This is a genomic window from Bradyrhizobium sp. B039 (genome assembly GCF_038965675.1).
Taxonomy (GTDB): domain Bacteria; phylum Pseudomonadota; class Alphaproteobacteria; order Rhizobiales; family Xanthobacteraceae; genus Bradyrhizobium; species Bradyrhizobium diazoefficiens.
In genome coordinates, this window is sequence record NZ_CP152416.1 from 3,939,372 (window position 1) to 3,961,034 (window position 21,663).

Sequence of the window (21,663 nt, forward strand, 5' to 3'; positions counted from 1 at the left end):
GGGAGACGACAGCGCGTGGCCGGGCCTGCTCGTTGGTTGGAGAGATTGCAGTGAGCGGCAAGGATGAATTTTCAATTTTCAATGTTTCAACGGACCACATTCCCGAAGACGAGCGCGTACCGCTCCTGCGCGAATTCTACTGCCGCGGCGTGCTGAAGGCGGAGGTCGAGGCAAGGGAAGGAAAGCCGGCCGCGGCGAGCTTCACGTCCCACGTCTTGCCGGAAGCCCAGTTGCTGATCGGGGGATTGTGCGGAGCGCGGGTCGTTCGCACGAAGCATCTGGTTGCAGATGGCGACGACAGTCTCGCCCTGATCGTGAACAGGTCGGGCGTTCTCGGTATATCCGAGCGAGGACACGATTTGAGGCTTCGGGCGGGAGAGGCGGTCCTGACCAGCGCGGAGGACGTCACGATCTTCGAGCGCCTCTCGCTCGGAAGCGGCTTCTCGCTGCGCGTGCCGAGACGCGTGCTGGCCCCGATGATCGTGGATGTCGACGATGCGGTGATGCGCGTCATCCCGGAGAGCACCACCGGGCTACGGCTGCTCGTCGACTACGCGATCGCGCTGGTGCACGAAAAGGTGCTGGCGGTGCCTGCGATGCGGCAGCTCGGCGTCGCGCATCTGCATGATCTCCTGGCGCTCGTTCTCGGCGCCACGGATCACGCCCGGGAATCGACCGGACGGCGCGGCATCAAGGCGGCGCGACTCCAGAAGGCGAAATTCCTCATCGTCAACAATTGCTGGCAGCAGGATATCTCGGTGGCAAATGTTGCCCAAGAGCTCGGCGTGACCCCGCGCTATCTCCAGCGGCTGTTCGAGGCCGACGGCAAGACCTTTTCGTCCTTCCTCACCGAGCAACGCCTCAAGCGTGCCCATCGCATGCTGCGCGAGCCTGACTTCGCCGAGCGGCCGGTGAGTTCGATCGCCTACGATGTCGGTTTCGGAGATCTCTCTTATTTCAACCGCTGCTTCCGGCGGGCCTATGGCGCGACGCCGAGCGACGTCAGGAGCGGCGAAGCGCTGTAACGCACCCCGACCGGATTTAGTAGATCATGACGCAGCGTTGCGTGCGGAAACGGCGCTGAAGCCGGAGTGTTGAATGCACCGTTTCTTCTTCGACCTCCTGGTCGGCAATATCGTGAAGATCGACCCGGGCGGCATGGTGTTCGAACATGCCAAGGCGACCATCGTGGTGGCTGACGAGATGGCGCGGCATCTCTTCGTCTGGCGTGACGACCTGCGCGATCGCGACGCCTGGATCCGCGTCAGGGACAACCGCGGGCGCGAGATCTATCGCGCCGCCGTGTGGGCCGAGAGCGCGGAGAGGGCGGGCTGGGACTAGGTGTGAGCCGCGCAGGCGGTGTCACGGCTCAGCACCAGTTCCGGGCGAAGCGCGCTCGGTTCGTTCTGAGCCGCGACCCGGTCGCCTCCGTCCAAGTCGAATACGACGGACATTTCTACTTTAGCGCTCAGCGAATCCAATTCGCAGCGGCAGCCTCCTCCGTTTGGAGGGGGCTGCCGACAACGTGCCTGTGCGCCGGTGGGGCGAGATGGCGGCGACCGAGGGACTGGAAATGAATGTGACGGCAACGGCGATCTGCTGACGCCGACGGCGCGGCTGCGCTACGTCGCGGGCCGGTTCGATGGCTACAGCGAGACCGACTCGGCGCAGGGATTGTCGGTCGGCGGCCGCACGCTGCAGGATTTCGAGGAGCGCGGCGAGGTCGATCTGTCCCGTGTGACCAGCCTCGCCGGCGGCGAGCTCAAGGCCAACATCCATGGCGGCGTCATCGCGCTCCAGCGCGTCGGCGACACCACCATCAGCACGGTGCTGCTCGGCCAGAACTTCTCTTTCGTGACGCCCGGTAGCCGCAGCACGGTGGGTGCCGTCGCCGGATTCGGCTTCGACTACCGTACCAGCCGCAACGTGTCCGCGTTCGGCGCGGTCGAGGGCATGATGATGTCCGACTAGAGCCGCACTAGCACCGCGAGGGGCGGCGTTCGCGTCGCGTTCTGAGCCGGCATTAGCCCCGGCGGCTTGAACACGACGCACGCTGGCCGGGCTCCATCCGCCCGGCCGGCGCATCCTCCGATCGGAGGATGCCGCGTGCCGCGGTTGTGGTACGCTTGGTGATATTGATCACTCATGCCATTCATTGCCATGCACGGACCTCGAAAGCTGCCCGCTGCGGGATTGTCGAATCCGTTCGTCAGCTGATCGGCACAAATCACGATCGGAGTTGAACCTTTTGCTCCCGTGACAGACTCAACTAGGCCGCCGGGCACGAAGAACATTCCACAGTCTCAATGTTTGACCACTGGCTCTTCCAATGCCCCGACCTCCCAAACATGACGAGTTGATCGAGAGTATATATGACGCGGGTCTCCACCCTGAGTTGTGGAGCGACGTCGTCGTCATGGTTAATGCGTTCATCGGCAGCCAGGCCTGCGGCCTGATTTCGAAGGATCCGGTCAGCAAGTCCGGCGCGACGCATTTCTATTGCGGGGTCGATCCGCACTACATCCAGCTCTATTCCGAGACCTACGCCCGCTACGATCCTCTCGCCAGGCTCCCCCGGTACGGCGAGGTGCGCAACATCCCGGATCTCGTGAATTTCGAGGAATATCGCCGCGGCCGCTTCTATCAGGAATGGCTGCGTCCACAGGGCTATGTCGACGTGGCGAACGTGGTGCTGGAGCAGTCGAAGTCGCCGTGTCCGATGTTGTTGACGGTGATCCCGGGCAGGGAGATGCTCAATGCGGAGCAGCGCGCGCGCATGCAGTCGCTGGTCGCGCACACCAGCCGGGCGCTGCTGATCAACCGGGCGATCGAGCGAAAGCAGCAGCGAGCGATCGCGCTGGCCGATGTCGTGGACCGGCTCAGTGCCGGCGTCATCCTGCTCGATGCCGCCTGCAATATCGTCCACAGCAATCCTGCCGCGGAAACCATTTTGACCGCGGCCGACGTCCTGCGGTCGGTCTCGGGCCGGCTCGTGGCGCGATCCGCCGAGGCAAATCTGGCCCTGCGCGATATCTTCCGCGACCCCGGCGAGGTTGCCGTAGCTGCGGCGGCCGGTCGAAAAATCCCGCTGAGATCCGATGGCGGTTCCTACTATATCGCGAACGTCATCGCGCTGCCGTCGCTGCTGCGTGATGGCGCGACGGAGCGCACGTCGGCCGTCGGAGCCCTGTTCGTCTGGAAGGCGGAACTCGACGGCCGCTCGTGTGCCGGCCTCGTCGACCGCACGTTCGACCTCACGCCGGCGGAATTGAGGGTCTTGCAGTCGATCGTCGAGGTCGGCGGCGTACCGGAGACGGCGATTGCGCTCGGCATCGCAGAGACGACGGTGAAGACGCATCTGCATCGCGTCTTCGCCAAGACCGGCGTTTCTCGTCAGGCGGATCTCGTCAAGCTCGTGGCGGGATTTTCCAATCCACTCCTGCACTGACGCGCCTTCGCGTCGCGGGCGGCGTCGCTGCAGCCCGCCATAGGTTCAAACAGACACATCATTAGAAAGTTATCGCGGGTCATTCGATCGAATGACGCGATTTGCCGCGTGCCCCTCTAGGAGATGTCACACGATCTCTTGTTCGACGCGTTCGTGTTTTTGTGAAGCAACTCACAGCGAGCGGAAGTGAATCCCGTCAATCTCTGGTGTAGGTCGAAAGGAGATTGTCATGCGAACGACGTCACCGGTTCTGGCTCGCAAGTTCCGCGACATCGTCGCGCGTATCGGCGCGGCGTTCCGCGCGCAGCGCGCGATCGACGCGCGGCGCGCGTTGCTGCGCTATCGCCATCTGCTGGACCAGCCGCACGACCCATTGCCTTTGAATGAAATCATTCCGGTCAGCAACAAAGAGGATATTGCAGACAATGCCCACGGATCTGATGCGAGCGAGCGCGCCGCCGGCGACCCCACGTTCGAGCGTGCGTAACGTCAACATCGTCGCAATCGCCGCGACCGTGGCACTCGTCACGCTTCAACTGGTTGGCCTTGCGATGCTGGAACGCTCTCACGCGAACGCGATGCATGTGTCGTTTCCGCGCGAACCGCAAGTTTGCTCGGAAAACGTCGACGCTGCCGTCTCGCAAATTCCCTACGATTGACCGGAGGACGGTCCGTGCCTGATGTCACGACACTGGCTCTGCTCAGCGTTGCCGTATTCGCCGGCGCCTTTGTTTCGGGGCTGTCGGGATTCGCATTCTCGGCCGTAGCCGGCGCCATCCTGCTCCGGGTGTTTCAGCCGCTGGAGGCCGTGCCGCTGATGATGGCGTGCAGCATCGGCGTGCAGGCGACCAATCTGTGGGCGCTTCGGCGCAGCATCCGCTGGGAAGGCAGTCTGCTGCTGATCGTCGGCGGATTGATCGGCGTTCCCATCGCTGTGTCGCTGTTGCAGTCCACCGATACGCATCTGCTCAGGCGCGGCTTCGGCGTCATCGTCGCGCTCTATGCCGCCTACATGCTGCTGCGACCGACGCTGGTGACGGCCGGCGAGGCCGTCGGCCGGCACTGGGTGGCGCTGATCGGATTCGGGGGAGGGCTGGTCGGCGGGCTGACGGCGATGCCGGGCGCGATCCCGACGATCTGGTGCGACATGCGCGGCATGCCCAAGAGCGAGCAGCGTGGCCTGGTGCAGCCGTTCATCGCGGCGATGCAGGTCTTCGCCATCGCGCTGCTGGTCGGACATCGGGACCTTTCGTCAAAGGTCTTCGTCGATCTCGCGGTCAGTCTGCCGGCGCTGTTCGCCGGCTCCGCGCTCGGTGTGATCGCCTTTCACCGCGTCAACGAGACGGTCTTTCGCAAGACCGTGCTCGTTCTGCTGCTGGTGTCGGGGATATCACTGATCTAGTGGCCTGCGCCTTCGTGATGAAGCCCCTGGACCGGCGCGGCGCTGATGTCGCTGCCGTGATGTACCAGCGGCTTGTTGCCGGTGATGGTTCTGAGCAGCACATAGAACACCGGCGTCAGGAACAGGCCGAACACGGTGACGCCGATCATGCCGGAGAACACCGCGACACCCATCGCGCGTCGCATCTCCGAGCCTGCGCCGGTCGAGAGCACTAGCGGCAGGACGCCCATGATGAACGCCATCGACGTCATCAGGATCGGACGGAGCCGCAGCCGGCTCGCTTCGATCGCTGCCCGGATCGGCGTGCGGCCGGCGAATTCGAGCTCGCGCGCGAATTCGACGATCAGGATCGCGTTCTTGGCGGAGAGGCCGACCAGCACGATCAAGCCGATCTGGGTGAAGACGTTGTTGTCGCCCTTGGAGAGCCAGACGCCGAACATCGCCGCGAGCAGACCCATCGGCACGATCATGATGATCGAGAGCGGCAGGGTCAGGCTCTCGTAGAGCGCGGCCAGCACCAGGAACACCAGCAGGATCGCCAGCGGGAACACCCAGATTCCGGAATTGCCGGCGATGAACTCCTGATAGGTCAGGTCGGTCCATTCGAAGGCAAAGCCGGGCGGTAGCACTTCCGCCGCGATCCGCGTCGCGACTTCCTGCGCCTGGCCCGATGAAAAGCCGGGCGCGGCCGCCGCGTTGATGTCGGACGACAGGAAGCCGTTGTAGCGGATCGCGCGCTCCGGACCCGCACTCTGGCGGATCTTGAGCAGTGCGGACAACGGCACCATGTCGCCGGAGGACGAGCGCACCTTGAGCTGCCGGATGTCGTCGGCCCGGGCGCGGAACGGCGCGTCGGCCTGGACGCGGACGGAATAGGTGCGGCCAAACTTGTTGAAGTCGTTGACGTAGTAGGAGCCGAGGTAGATCTGGAGCGTGTTGAACACCTCCGTCACGGGCACCCCGAGCTGGAGCGCCTTGGTGCGGTCGATGTCGGCGAAGAGCTGGGGCACGTTGACCTGGAAGCTCGAGAACACGCCGGCGATCTCCGGCGCCTTCTGCATCGCCGCCATGAACGCTTTGGTCGCCTCGTTCAGCGCCTCATAGCCGAGGCCGGCGCGATCCTCGATCTGCAGCTTGAAGCCGCCGATGGTGCCGAGGCCGTTGACCGGCGGCGGCGGGAACATGGCGATGAAGGCTTCCTGGATGCCGGCGTATTTCTTGTTCAGCTCGGCTGCGATGGCATTGCCGCTCAGGGCTGCACCCTTGCGCTCGTCGAACGGCTTCAGCGTCGAGAACACGATGCCGGCATTGGACGAGTTGGTGAAGCCGGAGATCGACAGGCCCGGGAAGGCGACAGAGCTCTCGACACCTGGCTGGGTCAGCGCGACGTCGCTCATCTTGCGGATCACCTCTTCGGTGCGGTCGAGCGTTGCCCCGTCAGGCAGCCGCGAGAAGCCGACCAGATATTGCTTGTCCTGGCCCGGCACGAAGCCGCTCGGCACCTGCTGGAACAGGAAGGCGGTGAGGCCGACCAGCACGACGTAGAGACCCATCACCGCGGCCTTGCCGGAGATCACCTTGGTGACGGTGCCGCTGTAATTCTCCGATGAACGCGTGAAGGCACGGTTGAAGCCGCGGAAGAACCAGCCAAGGCCCTTTTCCATGACGATCGTCAGCCGGTCCTTCGGCTCATTGTGGCCCTTGAGCAGCAGTGCCGACAACGCCGGGGACAGCGTCAGCGAGTTGACGGCGGAAATCACGGTCGAGATCGCGATCGTCAACGCGAACTGCTTGTAGAACTGCCCGGTCAGGCCGGAGATGAAGGCGAGAGGCACGAACACCGCGATCAGCACCATGGCGATCGCGATGATCGGGCCGGAGACCTCGCGCATCGCCTGATAGGTCGCATCGCGCGGCGACAGCCCGGCCTCGATGTTGCGCTCGACGTTCTCGACCACAACGATGGCGTCATCGACGACGATGCCGATCGCGAGCACGAGGCCGAACAGGCTGAGCGCGTTGATGGAGAAGCCGAACACGTGCATCACGGCAAAGGTGCCGACGATCGACACGGGCACCGCCAGCAGCGGAATGATCGAGGCGCGCCAGGTCTGCAGGAACAGGATCACGACCAGCACCACCAGCGCGATTGCCTCCAGCAGCGTGTGGATCACCGCCTCGATCGAGGAGCGCACGAACTGGGTCGGATCGTAGACGATCTGGTAGGACACGCCCTCGGGCATGTTCTTCTTGATCTCGGCCATGGTGGCGCGGACGTGGTCGGAAATCTGCAGCGCATTGGAGCCGGGCGCCTGGAAGATCGGGATCGCGACCGCCTGCTTGTTGTCGAGCAGCGAGCGCAGGCCGTATTCCGACGCGCCGAGCTCGATGCGCGCGACGTCGCGCAAGCGCACCACTTCGCCGCGCGCGCCGGTCCTGACGACGATGTCGCCGAACTGCTCCTCGTTCGCGAGCCGTCCTTCCGCATTGACGGACAGTTGCAGGTCGATTCCCTTGACGTTCGGGGAGGAGCCGACCACGCCGGCCGCGGCCTCGACGTTCTGCGCCTGGATCGATTTGACGATGTCGCTCGCGGTCAGCCCGTGTTCGGCCGCCTTCTGCGGGTCGACCCAGACCCGCATCGAATAGTCGCCGGCACCATAGAGCTGGACGTCACCGACGCCGTCGATCCGCGCGAGCCGGTCCTTGACGTTGAGCACCGCATAGTTGCGCAAATACGTCATGTCGTAGCGGCCGTTGGGCGACAAGAGATGCACCACCATGGTGAGGTCGGGCGAGGACTTCTTGGTGATGATGCCGAGCTGGCGCACCACGGCGGGCAGGCGGGGCTCGGCCTGCTGCACGCGGTTCTGCACCAGCTGCGTCGCCTTGTCGGGGTCGGTGCCGAGGCGGAACGTCACCGTCAGCGTCATCGCGCCGTCGGTGGTCGCCTGGCTCGACATGTAGAGCATGCCTTCGACGCCGTTGATCTGCTCCTCGATCGGCGTCGCCACCGTCTCCGCGATCACCTTCGGATTGGCGCCGGGATAGGTCGCGCGCACGAGGACGGAGGGCGGCACCACGTCCGGGTATTCCGAGATCGGCATCGCGAACAGCGAGATGAGCCCTGCGAGGAAAATCAGGACCGACAGCACACCGGCAAAAATCGGACGATCGATGAAGAATTTTGAGAGATTCATGGCCTTGCCCCTGGGCAATATCTTGCTCGTCTCCGGACAGCTCCACCGTCATTCCGGGGCGCGGGCGAAGCCCGCGAACCCGGAATCCGGAGGTGAGGTGATCGGAGTTCAGTAACTTCTAGATTCCGGGTTCGCGCGACGCGCGCCCCGGAATGACGGAAGATGTCAACGTTGCACCACGTCCTGGTTGCTGCGGTTGGCCGCTTGCTGCCCCCGCGCGCCCATCGCCGCGACCTCCGTCTTGAGGAGGGCGCCGGGACGCACGCGCTGCAGGCCGTTGACGACGATGCGATCGCCGGGCTTCAGGCCCGCGGTGACGATGCGCAAGCCGTCGACCGCACCACCGAGCGTGATCGGACGGTAAACCGCGCGGCTGTCGTCGCCGACCGCCATCACGAACTTCTTGTCCTGGTCGGTGCCGATCGCGCGCTCGTCGATCATCACCAGCGTCTGCTGCTTCGGCTGGCCCATGCGCACGCGGGCGAACTGGCCGGGGATCAGACGCCCGTCCTCGTTCCTGAACACCGCGCGGACACGGATGGTGCCGCTCTGGCCGTTGACCTGGTTGTCGATGAGCTGGATATGGCCTTTCGCCGAAAGGCCGCCTGAGGTCGCCATCTCCACCGGGATCTGGTCGAGATTGCCGCGCTTGCCGGAGGCGTCCGCGATCGAGTTCAGCGCGTGCAGCACGACCTCTTCATCCGCATCGAACGACGCGTAGATCGGATTGACGGAAACCAGCGAGGTCAGCACCGGGGAGGCGGTGCCGGCGGCGACGAGATTGCCGACGGTGACCTCGATCTTGCCGACGCGGCCGTCCACGGGCGCGCGCACTTCGGTGTAATCGAGATTGAGCTTCGCGGTCTGCAGCGTCGCTTCCGCCGCCTTGACGTTGGCGATGGCCTCGCGATTGGCGTTGTCGCGCTGGTCGTAGTCGCGCCGCGTGACGACCGCGTTGCCGACGAGCTGCGCACCGCGCTCGAGCTCGCTCTGGGTGAACACCACGCGCGCCTTCGCCGCCTCGAGCTGGGCGTTGGCCTTGTCGACCTCGGCCGCGTAGGGCGCCGGATCGATCTTGAACAGCACGTCGCCGGCTTTCACCAACGCGCCTTCGGTGAAGTTGGTCGACAGGATCGCACCGGCCACGCGCGGACGAAGCTCGACGCGTTGGATGGCCTCGAGCCGGCCGGAGAAATCATCCCACAGCACGGTCGGCCGTGGCTCGATCATCGCGACCGTGACGGAGACGGCCTGCTCGGCCGCGGCAGCCGTTGCGGTCGCCTGCGCAGCACGAAAGTAATGGCCGGTCGCGATCGAACCGGCCACGGCGAGGGCGCCCACGATGGCGGCGCCGCCGAGAAGGCGGCGGATACGGCCAGGGCGAGAGGTATTTTGGGAGGGGGGCATTTGCGCGCTCCAGATATGTAGTGTTCACTACAGATGTGGAGCTGGATACCGCAGCGCAAGATACTTATGTACCGTTTGCTAAGAAAATTGTAGCCGCTTACCGCAAGCATTGGAAGGCGGAAGAGAAAATAAAGCTAGAACAAATAGATAGGATTTGACGTTAAGCTTCACGCAGAACGTGAATTCCGAGGAGACAGGCACATGGGCATGGGACGCCCCCGGGAATTCGACGCCGAAACGGCGTTGGACCAAGCGATGGAAGTGTTCTGGCGCCACGGCTATGAGGGCGCCACCATCGCGCAGCTCACCGAAGCCATGGGCATCAATCCGCCCAGCCTCTACGCCTGTTTCGGCAACAAGGAAGGCCTGCTGAAGGCCGCGCTCGACCGCTACACCAAGCTGCGTAATGTCTGGATGGACGGCGTGGTCTCGGCGCCGACCGCCCGCGAGGTCGCCGAGCGGATGCTGATGGGCATCGCCGACAAGCAGACCGATCCCGCCAATCCGCCCGGATGCCTGCTCGTGCAGGGCGGCATCGCCTGCGGCAGCGGCTCCGAGAATGTCCCCTTCGAACTCGCCGCCCGCCGCGCTCAGAACGAAGATCAGCTCCGCGACCGTTTTGTTCGCGCCAAGGCGGAAGGTGATCTCAAGCCGAGCTCTGATCCCGCCGCGCTCGCGCGCTACGTCTCTGCGGTCTCCGTCGGCATGGGCGTGATGGCGTCTTCGGGCGCAGATCGCGAAGCGCTGCGGCAGGTGGCGAGCGTGGCCGTGCAGGCGGTCGAGGCGCAATCGGCCGGGAGAACGTGACGGCTGCCAGCGTCGCCGGCTTCTGTCATCTTGTGGACTACATGGCAGGGAGCGACGGCGGCGGGACGAAGCCGCCGAACTCGCGCTCGATCAGCCCGGCCAGCGCAATCGTCGTGCGGTCCTCGAGTTAAGGCCCGATGATCTGGACGCCGATTGGCAAGCCCGTCGCCGTGCGCTCGATCGGAACGGCGGTCGCCGGCAGGCCGCAGGTCGATGCGGGATCAGCCCAGATGAAGCACGCATCGGAGTAGTTGTAGTGCTTTCCATCGATGTCGAGCTGCCGAGCGTCGAACGGTTCGGACTGGTCGTGCGGAAAGGCCGGCACGGCGGCCGTCGGGTAGATCACCGCGTCGAACTCGCGGAAGAAGAGCTGCCACCGCTGCTGCAACTGCAGGCGGGCCGCATCGGTCGCCAGCCACTCACGATGGATCATGCCCCAGCCGCGGGCGCGCTCGGCCTGCAGGCTGCGGTCGTCCGGCGAGAGTGCGGCGGCAAGTCCTTGCGCCTCCGCGAGGGCGGCCGGTGTCAGGCGCGGACTTCGCGCGGCGTTGAGCAGCTTCATGTAGAGCCGCGCGGATTCGGCGAGATCGGGCAGCGACGTGCTCGCGCGCGCGACCCCCGCGCCGGATCGTTCGAGCCGTTTCGCCAGCCGTCCGATCGCGGAACGCACCGCGTCGCCCGTCGGCATCAGCGGATGGGTATCGATCACGAGGATCCTGAAATTCTTCAGCTGGTCATGTCGCGGCGCCGGCAGCGCAAGGCGATAGCCGATCCCGTCGCGCGTCTCGTCGGGTCCGGCAATCACGTCGAGCGACAGCGCAAGGTCGGAGGCGGTGCGTGCCATCGGTCCAACGACAGCCAGATCGCCCTGGCCGGGGACGGGCGGCGCCGGCGGCAGGCTGTATCCGCGCAGCGGGACCAGGCCGAGGCTCGGCTTGTGTCCGAACACACCGCAGAAATGCGAAGGGACCCGGATCGAGCCGCCGATATCCGAGCCGATCGAGAGCGGACCGAAGCCCGCGGCCAGCGCCGCGCCCGATCCGCCCGAGGAGCCACCGGGCGAGCGGCCGAGGTCCCACGGGTTGTTCGTCGTCCCGTGGATGTCGTTGTAGCTCTGGAAATCCCGCAGCCCGATCGGGATATTGGTCTTGCCGATGATGATGGCGCCCGCCGCCTTCAACCGCGAGACGACGAGGGCATCTTCCTCCGGCTTGAAATCCCTGAAATGCGGAAAGCCCCATCTCGTCGGCAGGCCGGCGACGTTGAACGGTTCCTTCAAGGTCACGGGGATGCCGAGCAATGGCTGACGCTCGCCGCGGCCAAGCGCGGCATCGGCAGCGCGCGCGGCGTCCCTTGCGCGATCGAAATCGCGAACGATGACGGCATTGATCTTGCCGTCCAGGGCCTCGATGCGCGCGATCGTATGTTCGAGCAGCTCTGACGCAGAGATCTTGCGGGCGTGCAGAGCGCTCAGAAGTGCGCTGATCGAGCCGTAGTTCAAGGCAGCGGCATCTGCGGTCATCACGAACTCCATTGCATCTCATCGTCTCGGCGAACCGATCCGGGGATGGAACATGCAATGTTGGGAGCGTGATGAGGAGGCAGCGCAACGGGAACCAGATCTGCCCGCCGGTCGGGGCGGGGGCTGGTCGCATTTGGGAGCCAGGAGACTGCCGGACGAACTCGGCCTGCATGGTTCGAGACGCCCGCTTTGGCGGGCTCCTCACCATGAGGGGCAGACATCCCGCCGCAAAACGCGACCTCATCCTGAGGGCCCGCCGTAGGCGGGCGTCTCGAAGGATGGGCCGCGGGCGAGCTTCCCGCCACGCCTTCTTATGCGATCGTCCCGACGTCGATGCCGGGGCGCCCGCAGACCAGCGAACAGTGATGCTCAGGAAGCTTCCTTGAGCACCGGCGAAGCCGATTCCTCGGCCTTGAGCTCCTCGAGGCTGCGATGCCGCGGCTCGATGCCGAGCGCCCAGACCGTGATGATCTGCACCACCAGCAGTCCGATCATCAGCGCCATCACGCCGGCCACGCCGCGCGTCTCGAACAGCGACACCACGAGGAATGGTGTGACGATCGTGGCGCCGCGCCCGAGCGTGTTGACGATGCCCGAAGCGCGCAGGCGGACCTCGGTCGGAAACAGCTCGGGGATGTAGATGCCGAACAGAAGCGCGACCAGGACGTAGATCGGCACCGTCAGCGCAAAGCCCACGGCCGGCAGCAGGATCGGATCGGAGATCATGGGGTAGAGGACGCCGAGCGCCACTGCGATCAGCGACGCGCCGATGATGGTCGGCTTCCGGCCCCAGCGGTCGGCGGTCAATGCGCCGATCGCCGCGCCAACGGGAGCGCCGAGCGCCATCAGCAGCGAGTAGCCGAACGAGGTTGCGATCGAGAGCCCTTGCTTGACGAAGAACACCGGGAGCCAGGTCACGAAGCCATAGAGCAGGGTGTTGATCGTGATCAGGCAGACGGCGCCGACGATCATCCGCGACAGCAAGGGAGCAGTGAACAGCGTGCCGAGATCGGGGGACACTGGGGCCGGTGCCGTAGCTGCGGGAGGAGGCAAGGGCTGGCCTTGCGCCGCCTCCTTCTCGATGGCCTGCATCAGCGCTTCCGCTTCAGCGGTGCGACCGACCGCTTCCAGCCAGCGCGGGGATTCCGGCAACGACTTGCGCATGTACCAGACGACGAGCGCGCCGACGCCGCCGAGCACGAACATGGAGCGCCAGCCGAACTGCGGCACGAGTACCGATGCGACCAGCAGGGCGACCGGCAGACCGGTGACGACGCAGACGGCCGTGAAGCCGAGCCATTTTCCGCGGGTGCGCGCGGGCACGAATTCCGTCATCGTCGAATAGCCGACGACATTCTCCGCCCCTAAGCCGACCCCCATCACGAAGCGGCAGGCAATGAGGAAGGCCATGTTCGGCGAGAACGCGGCGGCGAGGGAGGCGATGCCGAAAAGCAGCAAATTGAACTGATAGGTGAAGCGGCGTCCGTAGCGGTCGCCGAGGAAGCCGGTGCCGAACGATCCCAGCATCATGCCGACAAAGGTCGCCGAGATGAAAGCCGCGTTCTGGGCGAGGGTCGAAAAGCCGGTCTTCAGCGTCACGCTGAGCACGGTCCCGGCGATGTAGATGTCGAAACCGTCGAAAAACATGCCGATGCCGATCAGCAGCATGATGCGGCGGTGGAATGGCCCGATCGGCAGCCGATCAAGACGGCTGCCTGCGTTCACCGATGTCGACATATACGCTCTCCCTTGACTGTTATTCTGATCGATGCGGCCCGCCTTCTGTGAGCGATCTGCCGCGTGCAATGTCTGCTAGTTCAGTCGCTTCTGATTGGCCGTGTCGCGATACCAGTCGAACGGCTGCTCGTGGGTCGCGACCATCACGCTCTTGGTGTTGAAATGGTCGTTGAAGCTCTCGGTGCCGCATTCGCGGCCGATGCCGGAATCGTCGACGCCGCCCCAGGGCGAGGCCGGATCGAGCCGATGGTGATCGTTGATCCAGACGATGCCGGCCTTGACCGAGGCGGCGACACGATGCGCACGGGCGACGTCGCGCGTGCGGATCGCGGCGGCGAGACCGAACGGCGAGTCGTTGGCAAGCCGGAGCGCGTCGGCCTCGTCCTTGAACGGCGTTACCGACGTGAAGGGACCAAACACCTCCTCCTGGAAGATGCGCATGTCGGATGTGACGTCGGCGAAGACCGTCGGCTCGACGAAATAGCCGTTGTCGTGGCCCGGCACCTTCGCGGCAACACCGCCGGTGACGAGACGCGCGCCGTCTTCGTGACCGTAGCCCGCGTAGGTGAGAACGCGGTCGCGCTGCCGGGCGGAGATCACGGGGCCCATTTGGGTGCTCGCATCGAAGGGATCGCCGACGCGGATCGTGCGGGTCTTGGCCTGCAGCTTCTCGACGAATTCGTCATAGATGGTGGCCTGGACGATGTGGCGCGAGGCACAGACGCAGGTCTGTCCGGCGCCGATGAAAGCGCCGAACGCGGCGTAATTGACGGCGCGGTCGACGTCGAAATCGTCGAACACCATCACCGGCGTCTTGCCGCCGAGCTCCATGGTCTGATGTGCGAACACTTTTGCCGCCGCGCTGCCGGCGATGCGGCCGGCCTCGGTGCCGCCGGTCAGGACCAGCTTGTTGATGTCGCCATGTTCGGCCAGCATCTTGCCGGCGCTCTGGCCGAGGCCCAGCACGATATTGAAGACACCCGGCGGAAGGCCGGCTTCGGTGAAGATCTGCGCGAGCTTCAAGGTCGTCAGCGGCGTATATTCGGACGGCTTGACCACGGTGACGCATCCGGTCGCCAGCACCACGGCCAGCGACTTGCACAGGATCATCAGCGGATGGTTGAACGGTGTGCAGTTGGCAACGATTCCGATCGGCGTGCGAAGCGTGTAGTTCAGATACGCGCCTTCCACGGGGATCACGGAGTCGCGGCGCGCTAGCGCAACGCCCGCAAAGTAGCGAAAGAAATCGGGCAGGCGGGAGAGCTGCGCGCGGGTCTCGTTGACCGGGCGGCCGTTGTTGAGGGTTTCCAGCCGGTACAGGCTGTCGAGATTGGCCTCGAAGGCATCGGCGAGCCTGTTGACCAGTCTGGCACGGGCGCGCGTATCCAAGCCGCCCCAGGCCTTGCCTTCGAACGCGGCGCGCGCGCTCTTCATGGCGCGGTCGATGTCCTCCGCCGTGGAATTGGGAATGCGGGCAATCACGTCGCCGGTCGCGGGATTGCGGACATCGAGCATCGCGCCGTTGCCGGCTTCGACTTCACGCCCGTCGATGAAATTGCCGTGGGTTTCGACGTCGATCGACGCAGGTTTTGAAGGAATGTTCATGATGACCTCTCCTCGACGATGACGGCGTTGCGCTTGAGCGCCGGCAGAACGCGTTTTTCGGTGGCCCCGATATGAGCCTTGATGATGCGCGCCGCGGTTCGCGTCTCGCGGCTCTGCATGGCGTCGATCAGGGCGACGTGCTCGGCGACGAGCTTCGCGGGGTCGTGCCCCCTAAGGTTGGAGATGCTGACGCGGACCAGCCGGTCGGCCTGGCCGATCAGGTCGCATAGCGCCGTCGCCATCCGGCGATTGCCGGACGCATGCGCCAGCGCGGAGTGGAAGGCGCGATTGTAGGCGATGAAGTCCTCGTGGTTGCCGGCGAAGCGGCGAAATTCATCGAGCGATTTCAGGACACTGTCGGGCGCGCTCTCGATCGCCTCGGCAACGCAGGCCGGCTCCAGCGCAAGACGGAAGCGCAGGAGGTCGCGGGCGTCCGCCAGCGAGATCGGCGTGACCCGGTAGCCCTGGCGCGGCTGCACCGTCACGAGATGCTCGCGCTGCAGGCGCAGAAGCGCATCCCGGACCGGTTGCCGGCTCACTTCATAGCGCTCGGCAAGGTCCTGTTCGCGCATTTCATCGCCCGGCGCGAAGCGACAAGCTAAAATATCAGACCTGAGACGGTCGTAGATATTCTCGCGCAAAAGCATCATATGTTTGGTCTCCTTGGCATTAATATCTCAATCGTGATATTTCACGTCAAGGGCCAAATGCTTGAATTCCCTGACAGTTGATTTATCAATCAGCGCCTCCGCGGCGCGCCAACGACCGACGAAGTGAGGGAAAGACCGGACATGGACAGGCTTCTTGCCAACGGGACCGTCAACGCCGCGCAATCGGGCGAGGGGCCGCCGCTGTTCCTCTTTCACTCGCTGTTGTCGGATCGCGCGAGCTTCGATGCGATCGTGCCTGAGCTTCAGAGGTCGTTTCGCACCATCGTGCCGGAGCTGCCGGGGTTCGGCCGTTCACGCCCGGTGGACGGCGGCCTTGCTGCGGTCGCGGACCGGATGGCCGAGGCCGTGCGCGAAGGCGCGGGCGGCGCGCCGGCGATCGTGCTCGGCAATGGTTACGGTGGGTTCGTCGCGTTGCAGATGGCGATCCGGCATCAAGAGATCGCCAGCAAGCTCATTCTCGCCGACAGCGGCGCAGCGTTCTCGGAGCCCGGCCGCGAGGCGTTTCGCAACATGGCGAAGGCATCGCGCGAGAAGGGGTTGGAGGCCATCACCGACGTCGCGATGCGTCGCCTGTTTGCGCCCGAGTTCCAGGCGCAGCATCCGGAGTTGATGCAGGATCGTCGTGCCGCGTTTCTGCGGGCGGATCCCGACGTGTTCCGCGCCGCGTGCGATGCATTGGCGAGCCTCGATCTCCGAGCCGAGCTTGCCGCGGTGAAAGTTCCGGTCCTCGTTCTCGTGGGCGAGCGCGACGAAGCGACGCCGCCGCCGATGTCGCGCGAATTGGCCGCCGGATTGCCGCGCGCCGAGCTCAAGGTCATCCCGGGCTGCGCCCACGTGCCGCAGCTTCAATCGCCGCGACAGTTTCTCGGAGCTCTTCAAGGCTTCCTGCTTTGAAGACGCAGCGATGCCTTCCGAACGGTTAATGGTTCGGCTCGGCGGCGAATTCAGCTTTGGGGATCGTGCAATCCTGCGCCTGTCTTGCCCGACGTGTCAAACGTCCTCGCGGGCAAGGCGCGAGCCCGCGCGGCAGGAAATTCCTCATTGATTTGTACTGTGCATGGGGTTGTTTTCGCGTTTTTGTTTGGACCCCCAGGTAGCGACGATCGGCACGTCAGCCGTCTGCATTGAACCAGTAGTCCTAAGAGTTTTTACACACAGTTCTGGCACGCTCCGCGCGTCCATATCCGCACCCCGCATCGTCGCGTCTCATTGCGCGCACGAAAAGATGGAACCCGCGGGCATCGAGGGGGCGTTACCCATGACTGCACTTACTTCGGACGCCGGTCGTGCGAAGGGCGGGATCGTGCCGATCCTGTTGTGCGTCGTGCCGTTCAGCCAGATTCCGCTCGATGCCTATACGCCCGGCCTGCCGCAGATGGTGGTGGATCTTTCCGCCGATCCGGCGTCGATGCAGAACACCGTCACCGCCTACATGCTCGGCATGAGCCTCGCACTGGTGCCGCTCGGCATCGCCTCCGATACGCTCGGTCGCCGCAACGTCCTGCTCGCGGGGCTGTCGGTGCTCATCGCGATGAGCATAGCCTGCGCGCTCGCCACCAGCGCATCGCTGCTGCTTGCGCTGCGCTTCCTGCAAGGCGTCGGCGGCTGCACCTGCCTCGTCGTTGCCTATGCGGTCGCGGCCGATTGCTTTCGTGGCCGCGAGCTCACCGCAATCTCCGGCCTGCTTGGCGCGGCCTGGGGACTTGCACCGGTGCTTGCGCCCGCGGCCGGCGGCTTCATCGTCGAGCTGACGTCGTGGCGCGGAGTGTTCGTCATCATCGCCATTGCCGCGGCGATCGTCGCCGCGATCGTCGTGCTGTTGCTGCCCGAGACGTTGCCGGCGGAGCGGCGGGCACCGTTCGATCCGCGCCGGACCGCCGGCATCCTCCGCGAGGCGCTGGTCCGTCCGGGCTTCCTGGCCTTCGTGCTGGTCTTTGCGGCGGCGGCGAGCGCGCAACTGGCGTTCGGCGTCGTCGCGCCCTTCTTCTACCAGACCGGCCTCGGTTATTCGGCGGCGATCTACGGCCTCGTCGCGCTCGGCCTTGGCGGCGTCAATCTCGCCGGCGAGCTCGGCTGCGCACATTTCGCGCGCTTCATGCCGGCCCGCATGCTGGGGTTTGGCGCTTTCGCGCTGTTTCTTGCAGGCTCCGCGGTCCTGACCGTAACAGGCATGACCATTGGTCTCGATTTCGCGTCGATCACGATCGGCGGCGCGCTGGTGCTCGGCGGCTGCGGAGTCCTGTGCCCGATGATGTACGGCATGGCGCTCGGCCTGTTCGAGCGTGACCACGGCCTGATCGGCGGCCTCATCAGCGCACTCTGCTATCTCGCGGTGAGCGGCGCCATGGCGATCGCGGCGGTGCTGCCCGAAGCAACGCAGGCGCCGATCGGCTGGCTTTATCTCGGCCTCTGCACTGTTGCGGGCACGCTGCTCGCGATCTCGCTGCCCGCGGCGCGCCACGCCACACAGACTTAGGGAAGGAACCAGTTCATGACCACCGTCGGTATTCGCGGCACGTTCTTCGATTTCGTCGACGATCCCTGGAAGCACATCGGCAACGAGCAGGCGGCTGCGCGCTTTCATCAGGACGGCCTCATGGTCGTCACCAACGGCGTCATCAAGGCGTTCGGTCCGTACGAGAAGATCGCCGCCGCGCATCCGGGCGTTGAGATCACCCATATCAAGGACCGCATCATCGTCCCGGGCTTCATCGACGGCCACATCCATCTGCCTCAGACCCGCGTGCTCGGTGCCTATGGCGAGCAGCTCTTGCCGTGGCTGCAGAAGTCGATCTATCCCGAGGAGATCAAGTACAAGGATCGCAACTACGCGCGCGAAGGCGTGAAGCGTTTTCTCGATGCACTGCTCGCCGCCGGCACCACCACCTGCCAGGCCTTCACCAGCTCCTCACCGGTCGCGACCGAAGAGCTGTTCGAGGAGGCAAGTCGGCGCAACATGCGCGTGATCGCGGGTCTCACCGGGATCGACCGCAACGCGCCGGCCGAATTCATCGATACGCCCGAGAATTTCTATCGCGACAGCAAGCGGCTGATCGCGCAGTATCACGACAAGGGCCGTAACCTCTACGCTATCACGCCGCGCTTCGCCTTCGGCGCCTCGCCCGAACTGCTGAAGGCGTGTCAGCGCCTCAAGCATGAGCATCCGGACTGCTGGGTCAATACCCACATCTCCGAGAATCCGGCCGAGTGCAGCGGCGTGCTGGTCGAGCACCCGGACTGCCAGGACTATCTCGGCGTCTACGAGAAGTTCGATCTGGTCGGCCCAAAGTTCTCCGGCGGCCACGGCGTCTATCTCTCGAACAACGAATTCCGCCGCATGTCCAAGAAAGGCGCGGCGGTGGTGTTCTGCCCGTGCTCGAACCTGTTCCTCGGCAGCGGCCTGTTCCGTCTCGGCCGCGCCACCGATCCGGAGCACCGCGTGAAGATGTCGTTCGGCACCGATGTCGGCGGCGGCAACCGCTTCTCGATGATCTCCGTGCTCGACGACGCCTACAAGGTCGGCATGTGCAACAACACGCTGCTCGACGGCAGCATCGATCCGTCGCGCAAGGACCTCGCGGAAGCCGAGCGCAACAAGCTCTCGCCCTATCGTGGCTTCTGGTCGGTCACGCTCGGCGGCGCCGAAGGCCTCTACATCGACGACAAGCTCGGCAATTTCGAGCCCGGCAAGGAGGCCGATTTCGTCGCGCTCGATCCGAACGGCGGCCCGGTCGCTCAACCCTGGCACCAGTCGCTGGTCGCCGACGGTGCTGGTCCGCGCACGGTCGATGAGGCCGCGAGCATGCTGTTCGCCGTCATGATGGTCGGCGACGATCGCTGCGTCGACGAGACCTGGGTGATGGGCAAGCGTCTCTACAAGAAGAGCTGAAGCGGACGCGATGAACGGATCACCCGATACGGCCGGCCAGCCGGTCGCCCTTGTCATCCAGCGGCGCATCGCCGACGACGGCTTTGCGGCGTTTGCGCGGTGGAACGGCGAGGTCGGCGAGGTGCTCAAGACCTGGCCCGGCTTTCTCAGCCAGGAGGTGGTGCCGCCGCAGCCGCCGGCGCATGTGGACTGGGTGACGATCGTGCGCTTCGCGAGTCCGGCGGCGGCGCGCGCCTGGCTTCAGAGCGAGGTGCGGGCGAAGCTGATTGCGGAGATACAACGCTTCTTCGTTGGCTCGGAGGACGTCCATATCCTGCCCGACACCGGAGTGCAGCGCGACAGCGCGGTCTCCGCCGTGATCTCCTTCAAGGTGCCGGCAGGATTGGAGGACGCTTTCCTCACCTGGCAGCAGCGCATCCAGGCCGCGGAAGCCGAGTTCAAAGGATTTTTGCGGCACAAGATCGAGCGGCCCATTCCGGGCCTGCACGACGAGTGGATCGTCATCCTGTCATTCGACAGCGATGCCAACCTCAGCGCATGGCTCGACTCGCCGTTGCGGCAGACACTGCTTAGGGAGGGCGCGCGCTTCAACGCGGGCATGAACGTGAAGCGGGCGAGCTACGGCTTCAATTTCTGGTTCCCGGCCGGCAAGACGCAGGCTCCGGAGCAGGGGCCTGCGTTGATCTGGAAGAGCAACCTCATCGTCCTCCTGGTGCTCTATCCCGTGGTCTACCTCTGGGGCTATTTCGTCAGCGCGCCCTTGATCGACAGCCACGGCGTGCCGGTCTGGCTGTCGCTCTTCGTCGGCAATCTCGTGAGCACCCAGCTGCTCGGCTGGTGGCTGGTGCCGGCCGCCTTCAGGGCGTTGGACTGGTGGGTGACGCCGAAGGCGACGCTCGGTCGCCAGATCGCGGGCTACGCACTGCTTGGCGCGCTCTACGCCGCGTCGATGGGTCTGTACGCGCTGCTGCTCGCGTGGCATTTGGGGCGGTGAGACCGTCCACCTTGCGCGCCGCTCCGGTGCTGTCGGGGAGAGCGGCGGTCTCTGGACACTGACGAGCATGTTCGCCCTGACATTTCTCGGGACCTCGGCCAGCGTTCCCTCGGCGGAACGCAACCATCCGGCCCTCCTGGTGGAGGCCGCGGGCAAGCGCATCCTGATCGATTGCGGCGAGGGCGCGCAGCGCCAGTTGCTGCGCAGCGGCGCCGGCTTCCGGCGGCTCGACCGCATCCTGCTGACGCACGCTCATCTCGATCACGTGCTCGGCATCCCCGGTCTCTTCTCGACGCTGGGCTTGCGGCAATCCTCCGATGTGATGACCATTCATGGCGGCCCGGGCACACTCGACATCGTCATCCGGATGCTGGCGGGCCTGTGGGGCGCGGGCAGGGCGCCGATCCCCGTGGAGTTCGCAGCGCTGACCGAAGGCCAGGTCATCGATGCCGGCGACTTCACCATCGACTGCTTTCCGGTCCGCCATCGCGATACCGACAGCTTTGGCTTCGTATTCCAAAGCCCCGCGCGCCGTCACCTTCTGTCCGATCGCCTCGCCTCGCTCGGTGTGCCCGACGGTCCCTTGCGCGGCGAATTGGCCCAAGGACGGCCGGTCGTGATCGAAGGCGGCCGGACGATCGATCCGGAGGACGTCCTGGGGCCGCCGAGCGGCGGCAGGAAGCTCGTCGTGATCGGCGACACCGAGGCCACCGCGGGGCTGTCGCAATATGTCGCTGACGCCGACATGCTGGTGATCGAGGCGACGTTCCTCGATCGCGACGCGTCGACCGCGCGCGACTACGGCCATCTCACCGCAGCAGAAGCAGCCGCCTTTGCGGCCGCGAACAATGTCGGACAGCTCGTGCTGACCCATATGTCGGGACGCTACGAGGACGAAGAGATCCTGGCCGAGGCGGCAAGGATCTTCCCGAACAGCCGGATCGCCGCCGACTTCGATCACATCGTCGTCTAGTCCGCCGC

The 21,663-nt window shown here is 65.1% G+C and carries 17 protein-coding genes and 1 pseudogene; 12 read left to right on the forward strand and 6 right to left on the reverse strand.

Going from position 1 to position 21,663, the window contains the following annotated elements:
• The first annotated feature begins 50 nt into the window (after positions 1 to 50).
• From AAFG50_RS18215 to AAFG50_RS18240, 6 genes are all read left to right on the forward strand, one after another.
• A complete protein-coding gene (locus AAFG50_RS18215; RefSeq protein WP_028170919.1) occupies positions 51 to 1,025 on the forward strand; it encodes an AraC family transcriptional regulator in 975 nt (324 codons plus the stop codon).
• A 73-nt stretch (positions 1,026 to 1,098) separates the two neighbouring features.
• Positions 1,099 to 1,341, forward strand: coding sequence for a hypothetical protein (locus tag AAFG50_RS18220; RefSeq protein ID WP_028170920.1), 243 nt, complete (start codon positions 1,099 to 1,101; stop codon positions 1,339 to 1,341).
• 198 nt (positions 1,342 to 1,539) lie between these two features.
• The gene (locus AAFG50_RS18225; protein ID WP_028170921.1) at positions 1,540 to 1,971 is read left to right on the forward strand and encodes an autotransporter domain-containing protein; all 432 of its coding nucleotides are present in this window, start codon (positions 1,540 to 1,542) and stop codon (positions 1,969 to 1,971) included.
• 358 nt (positions 1,972 to 2,329) lie between these two features.
• Positions 2,330 to 3,448, forward strand: coding sequence for a helix-turn-helix transcriptional regulator (locus AAFG50_RS18230; protein ID WP_028170922.1), 1,119 nt, complete (start codon positions 2,330 to 2,332; stop codon positions 3,446 to 3,448).
• Positions 3,449 to 3,677: 229 nt separating this feature from the next.
• Positions 3,678 to 3,935, forward strand: a complete 258-nt coding sequence (locus AAFG50_RS18235; protein ID WP_028170923.1) for a hypothetical protein — start codon at positions 3,678 to 3,680, stop codon at positions 3,933 to 3,935.
• Between the two features lie 186 nt (positions 3,936 to 4,121).
• Positions 4,122 to 4,850: a sulfite exporter TauE/SafE family protein gene (locus AAFG50_RS18240; RefSeq protein ID WP_028170925.1), complete on the forward strand. Its 729-nt coding sequence runs from the start codon at positions 4,122 to 4,124 to the stop codon at positions 4,848 to 4,850.
• Here the strand turns inward: AAFG50_RS18240 and AAFG50_RS18245 are convergent.
• Positions 4,847 to 8,050: a multidrug efflux RND transporter permease subunit gene (locus AAFG50_RS18245; protein WP_028170926.1), complete on the reverse strand. Its 3,204-nt coding sequence runs from the start codon at positions 8,048 to 8,050 to the stop codon at positions 4,847 to 4,849. The genes AAFG50_RS18240 and AAFG50_RS18245 overlap by 4 nt on opposite strands.
• A gap of 165 nt (positions 8,051 to 8,215) precedes the next feature.
• A complete protein-coding gene (locus AAFG50_RS18250) occupies positions 8,216 to 9,457 on the reverse strand; it encodes an efflux RND transporter periplasmic adaptor subunit (RefSeq protein ID WP_028170927.1) in 1,242 nt (413 codons plus the stop codon).
• 201 nt (positions 9,458 to 9,658) lie between these two features.
• Between AAFG50_RS18250 and AAFG50_RS18255 the strand changes: the two genes are divergently transcribed.
• Complete coding sequence (locus AAFG50_RS18255; RefSeq protein WP_028170928.1) at positions 9,659 to 10,264, forward strand: TetR/AcrR family transcriptional regulator; 606 nt, start codon at positions 9,659 to 9,661, stop codon at positions 10,262 to 10,264.
• Positions 10,265 to 10,301: 37 nt separating this feature from the next.
• On the opposite strand, the pseudogene AAFG50_RS18260 reads toward AAFG50_RS18255, so the two are convergent.
• The 4 genes and pseudogenes from AAFG50_RS18260 to AAFG50_RS18275 form a co-directional block, all read right to left on the reverse strand.
• Positions 10,302 to 11,798 (reverse strand): annotated as a pseudogene (locus AAFG50_RS18260) (amidase).
• A 357-nt stretch (positions 11,799 to 12,155) separates the two neighbouring features.
• On the reverse strand, positions 12,156 to 13,523 hold the full coding sequence (locus AAFG50_RS18265; RefSeq protein WP_028170930.1) for an MFS transporter: 1,368 nt from the start codon (positions 13,521 to 13,523) through the stop codon (positions 12,156 to 12,158).
• A 75-nt stretch (positions 13,524 to 13,598) separates the two neighbouring features.
• Positions 13,599 to 15,128 (reverse strand): aldehyde dehydrogenase, encoded by a 1,530-nt coding sequence (locus tag AAFG50_RS18270; protein ID WP_028170931.1) that lies wholly within the window; start codon positions 15,126 to 15,128, stop codon positions 13,599 to 13,601.
• The gene (locus tag AAFG50_RS18275; RefSeq protein WP_028170932.1) at positions 15,125 to 15,775 is read right to left on the reverse strand and encodes a GntR family transcriptional regulator; all 651 of its coding nucleotides are present in this window, start codon (positions 15,773 to 15,775) and stop codon (positions 15,125 to 15,127) included. The genes AAFG50_RS18270 and AAFG50_RS18275 overlap by 4 nt, the downstream gene beginning before the upstream one ends.
• Before the next feature lie 144 nt (positions 15,776 to 15,919).
• On the opposite strand from AAFG50_RS18275, the gene AAFG50_RS18280 reads away from it, so the two are divergent.
• From AAFG50_RS18280 to rnz, 5 genes are all read left to right on the forward strand, one after another.
• Entirely contained in the window at positions 15,920 to 16,693 is a 774-nt protein-coding gene (locus tag AAFG50_RS18280; RefSeq protein ID WP_028170933.1) for an alpha/beta fold hydrolase, read from the forward strand.
• 364 nt (positions 16,694 to 17,057) lie between these two features.
• Positions 17,058 to 18,275: a multidrug effflux MFS transporter gene (locus AAFG50_RS18285; RefSeq protein ID WP_028170934.1), complete on the forward strand. Its 1,218-nt coding sequence runs from the start codon at positions 17,058 to 17,060 to the stop codon at positions 18,273 to 18,275.
• A gap of 15 nt (positions 18,276 to 18,290) precedes the next feature.
• Positions 18,291 to 19,688 (forward strand): guanine deaminase, encoded by a 1,398-nt coding sequence (gene guaD, locus AAFG50_RS18290; protein WP_028170935.1) that lies wholly within the window; start codon positions 18,291 to 18,293, stop codon positions 19,686 to 19,688.
• A gap of 10 nt (positions 19,689 to 19,698) precedes the next feature.
• A complete protein-coding gene (locus AAFG50_RS18295) occupies positions 19,699 to 20,682 on the forward strand; it encodes an antibiotic biosynthesis monooxygenase (RefSeq protein WP_011086660.1) in 984 nt (327 codons plus the stop codon).
• 67 nt (positions 20,683 to 20,749) lie between these two features.
• A complete protein-coding gene (rnz, locus tag AAFG50_RS18300; protein WP_028170936.1) occupies positions 20,750 to 21,655 on the forward strand; it encodes a ribonuclease Z in 906 nt (301 codons plus the stop codon).
• The last annotated feature ends 8 nt before the right edge of the window (positions 21,656 to 21,663 follow it).

Coding starts and splice junctions, on each gene's coding strand:
- AAFG50_RS18220 (WP_028170920.1), top strand. CDS start 1,099: ATGCACCGTTTCTTCTTCGACCTCCTGGTCGGCAATATCGTGAAGATC.
- AAFG50_RS18230 (WP_028170922.1), top strand. CDS start 2,330: ATGCCCCGACCTCCCAAACATGACGAGTTGATCGAGAGTATATATGAC.
- AAFG50_RS18235 (WP_028170923.1), top strand. CDS start 3,678: ATGCGAACGACGTCACCGGTTCTGGCTCGCAAGTTCCGCGACATCGTC.
- AAFG50_RS18245 (WP_028170926.1), bottom strand. CDS start 8,050: ATGAATCTCTCAAAATTCTTCATCGATCGTCCGATTTTTGCCGGTGTG.
- AAFG50_RS18250 (WP_028170927.1), bottom strand. CDS start 9,457: ATGCCCCCCTCCCAAAATACCTCTCGCCCTGGCCGTATCCGCCGCCTT.
- AAFG50_RS18255 (WP_028170928.1), top strand. CDS start 9,659: ATGGGCATGGGACGCCCCCGGGAATTCGACGCCGAAACGGCGTTGGAC.
- AAFG50_RS18265 (WP_028170930.1), bottom strand. CDS start 13,523: ATGTCGACATCGGTGAACGCAGGCAGCCGTCTTGATCGGCTGCCGATC.
- AAFG50_RS18270 (WP_028170931.1), bottom strand. CDS start 15,128: ATGAACATTCCTTCAAAACCTGCGTCGATCGACGTCGAAACCCACGGC.
- AAFG50_RS18275 (WP_028170932.1), bottom strand. CDS start 15,775: ATGCTTTTGCGCGAGAATATCTACGACCGTCTCAGGTCTGATATTTTA.
- AAFG50_RS18280 (WP_028170933.1), top strand. CDS start 15,920: ATGGACAGGCTTCTTGCCAACGGGACCGTCAACGCCGCGCAATCGGGC.
- AAFG50_RS18285 (WP_028170934.1), top strand. CDS start 17,058: ATGACTGCACTTACTTCGGACGCCGGTCGTGCGAAGGGCGGGATCGTG.
- guaD (WP_028170935.1), top strand. CDS start 18,291: ATGACCACCGTCGGTATTCGCGGCACGTTCTTCGATTTCGTCGACGAT.
- AAFG50_RS18295 (WP_011086660.1), top strand. CDS start 19,699: ATGAACGGATCACCCGATACGGCCGGCCAGCCGGTCGCCCTTGTCATC.
- rnz (WP_028170936.1), top strand. CDS start 20,750: ATGTTCGCCCTGACATTTCTCGGGACCTCGGCCAGCGTTCCCTCGGCG.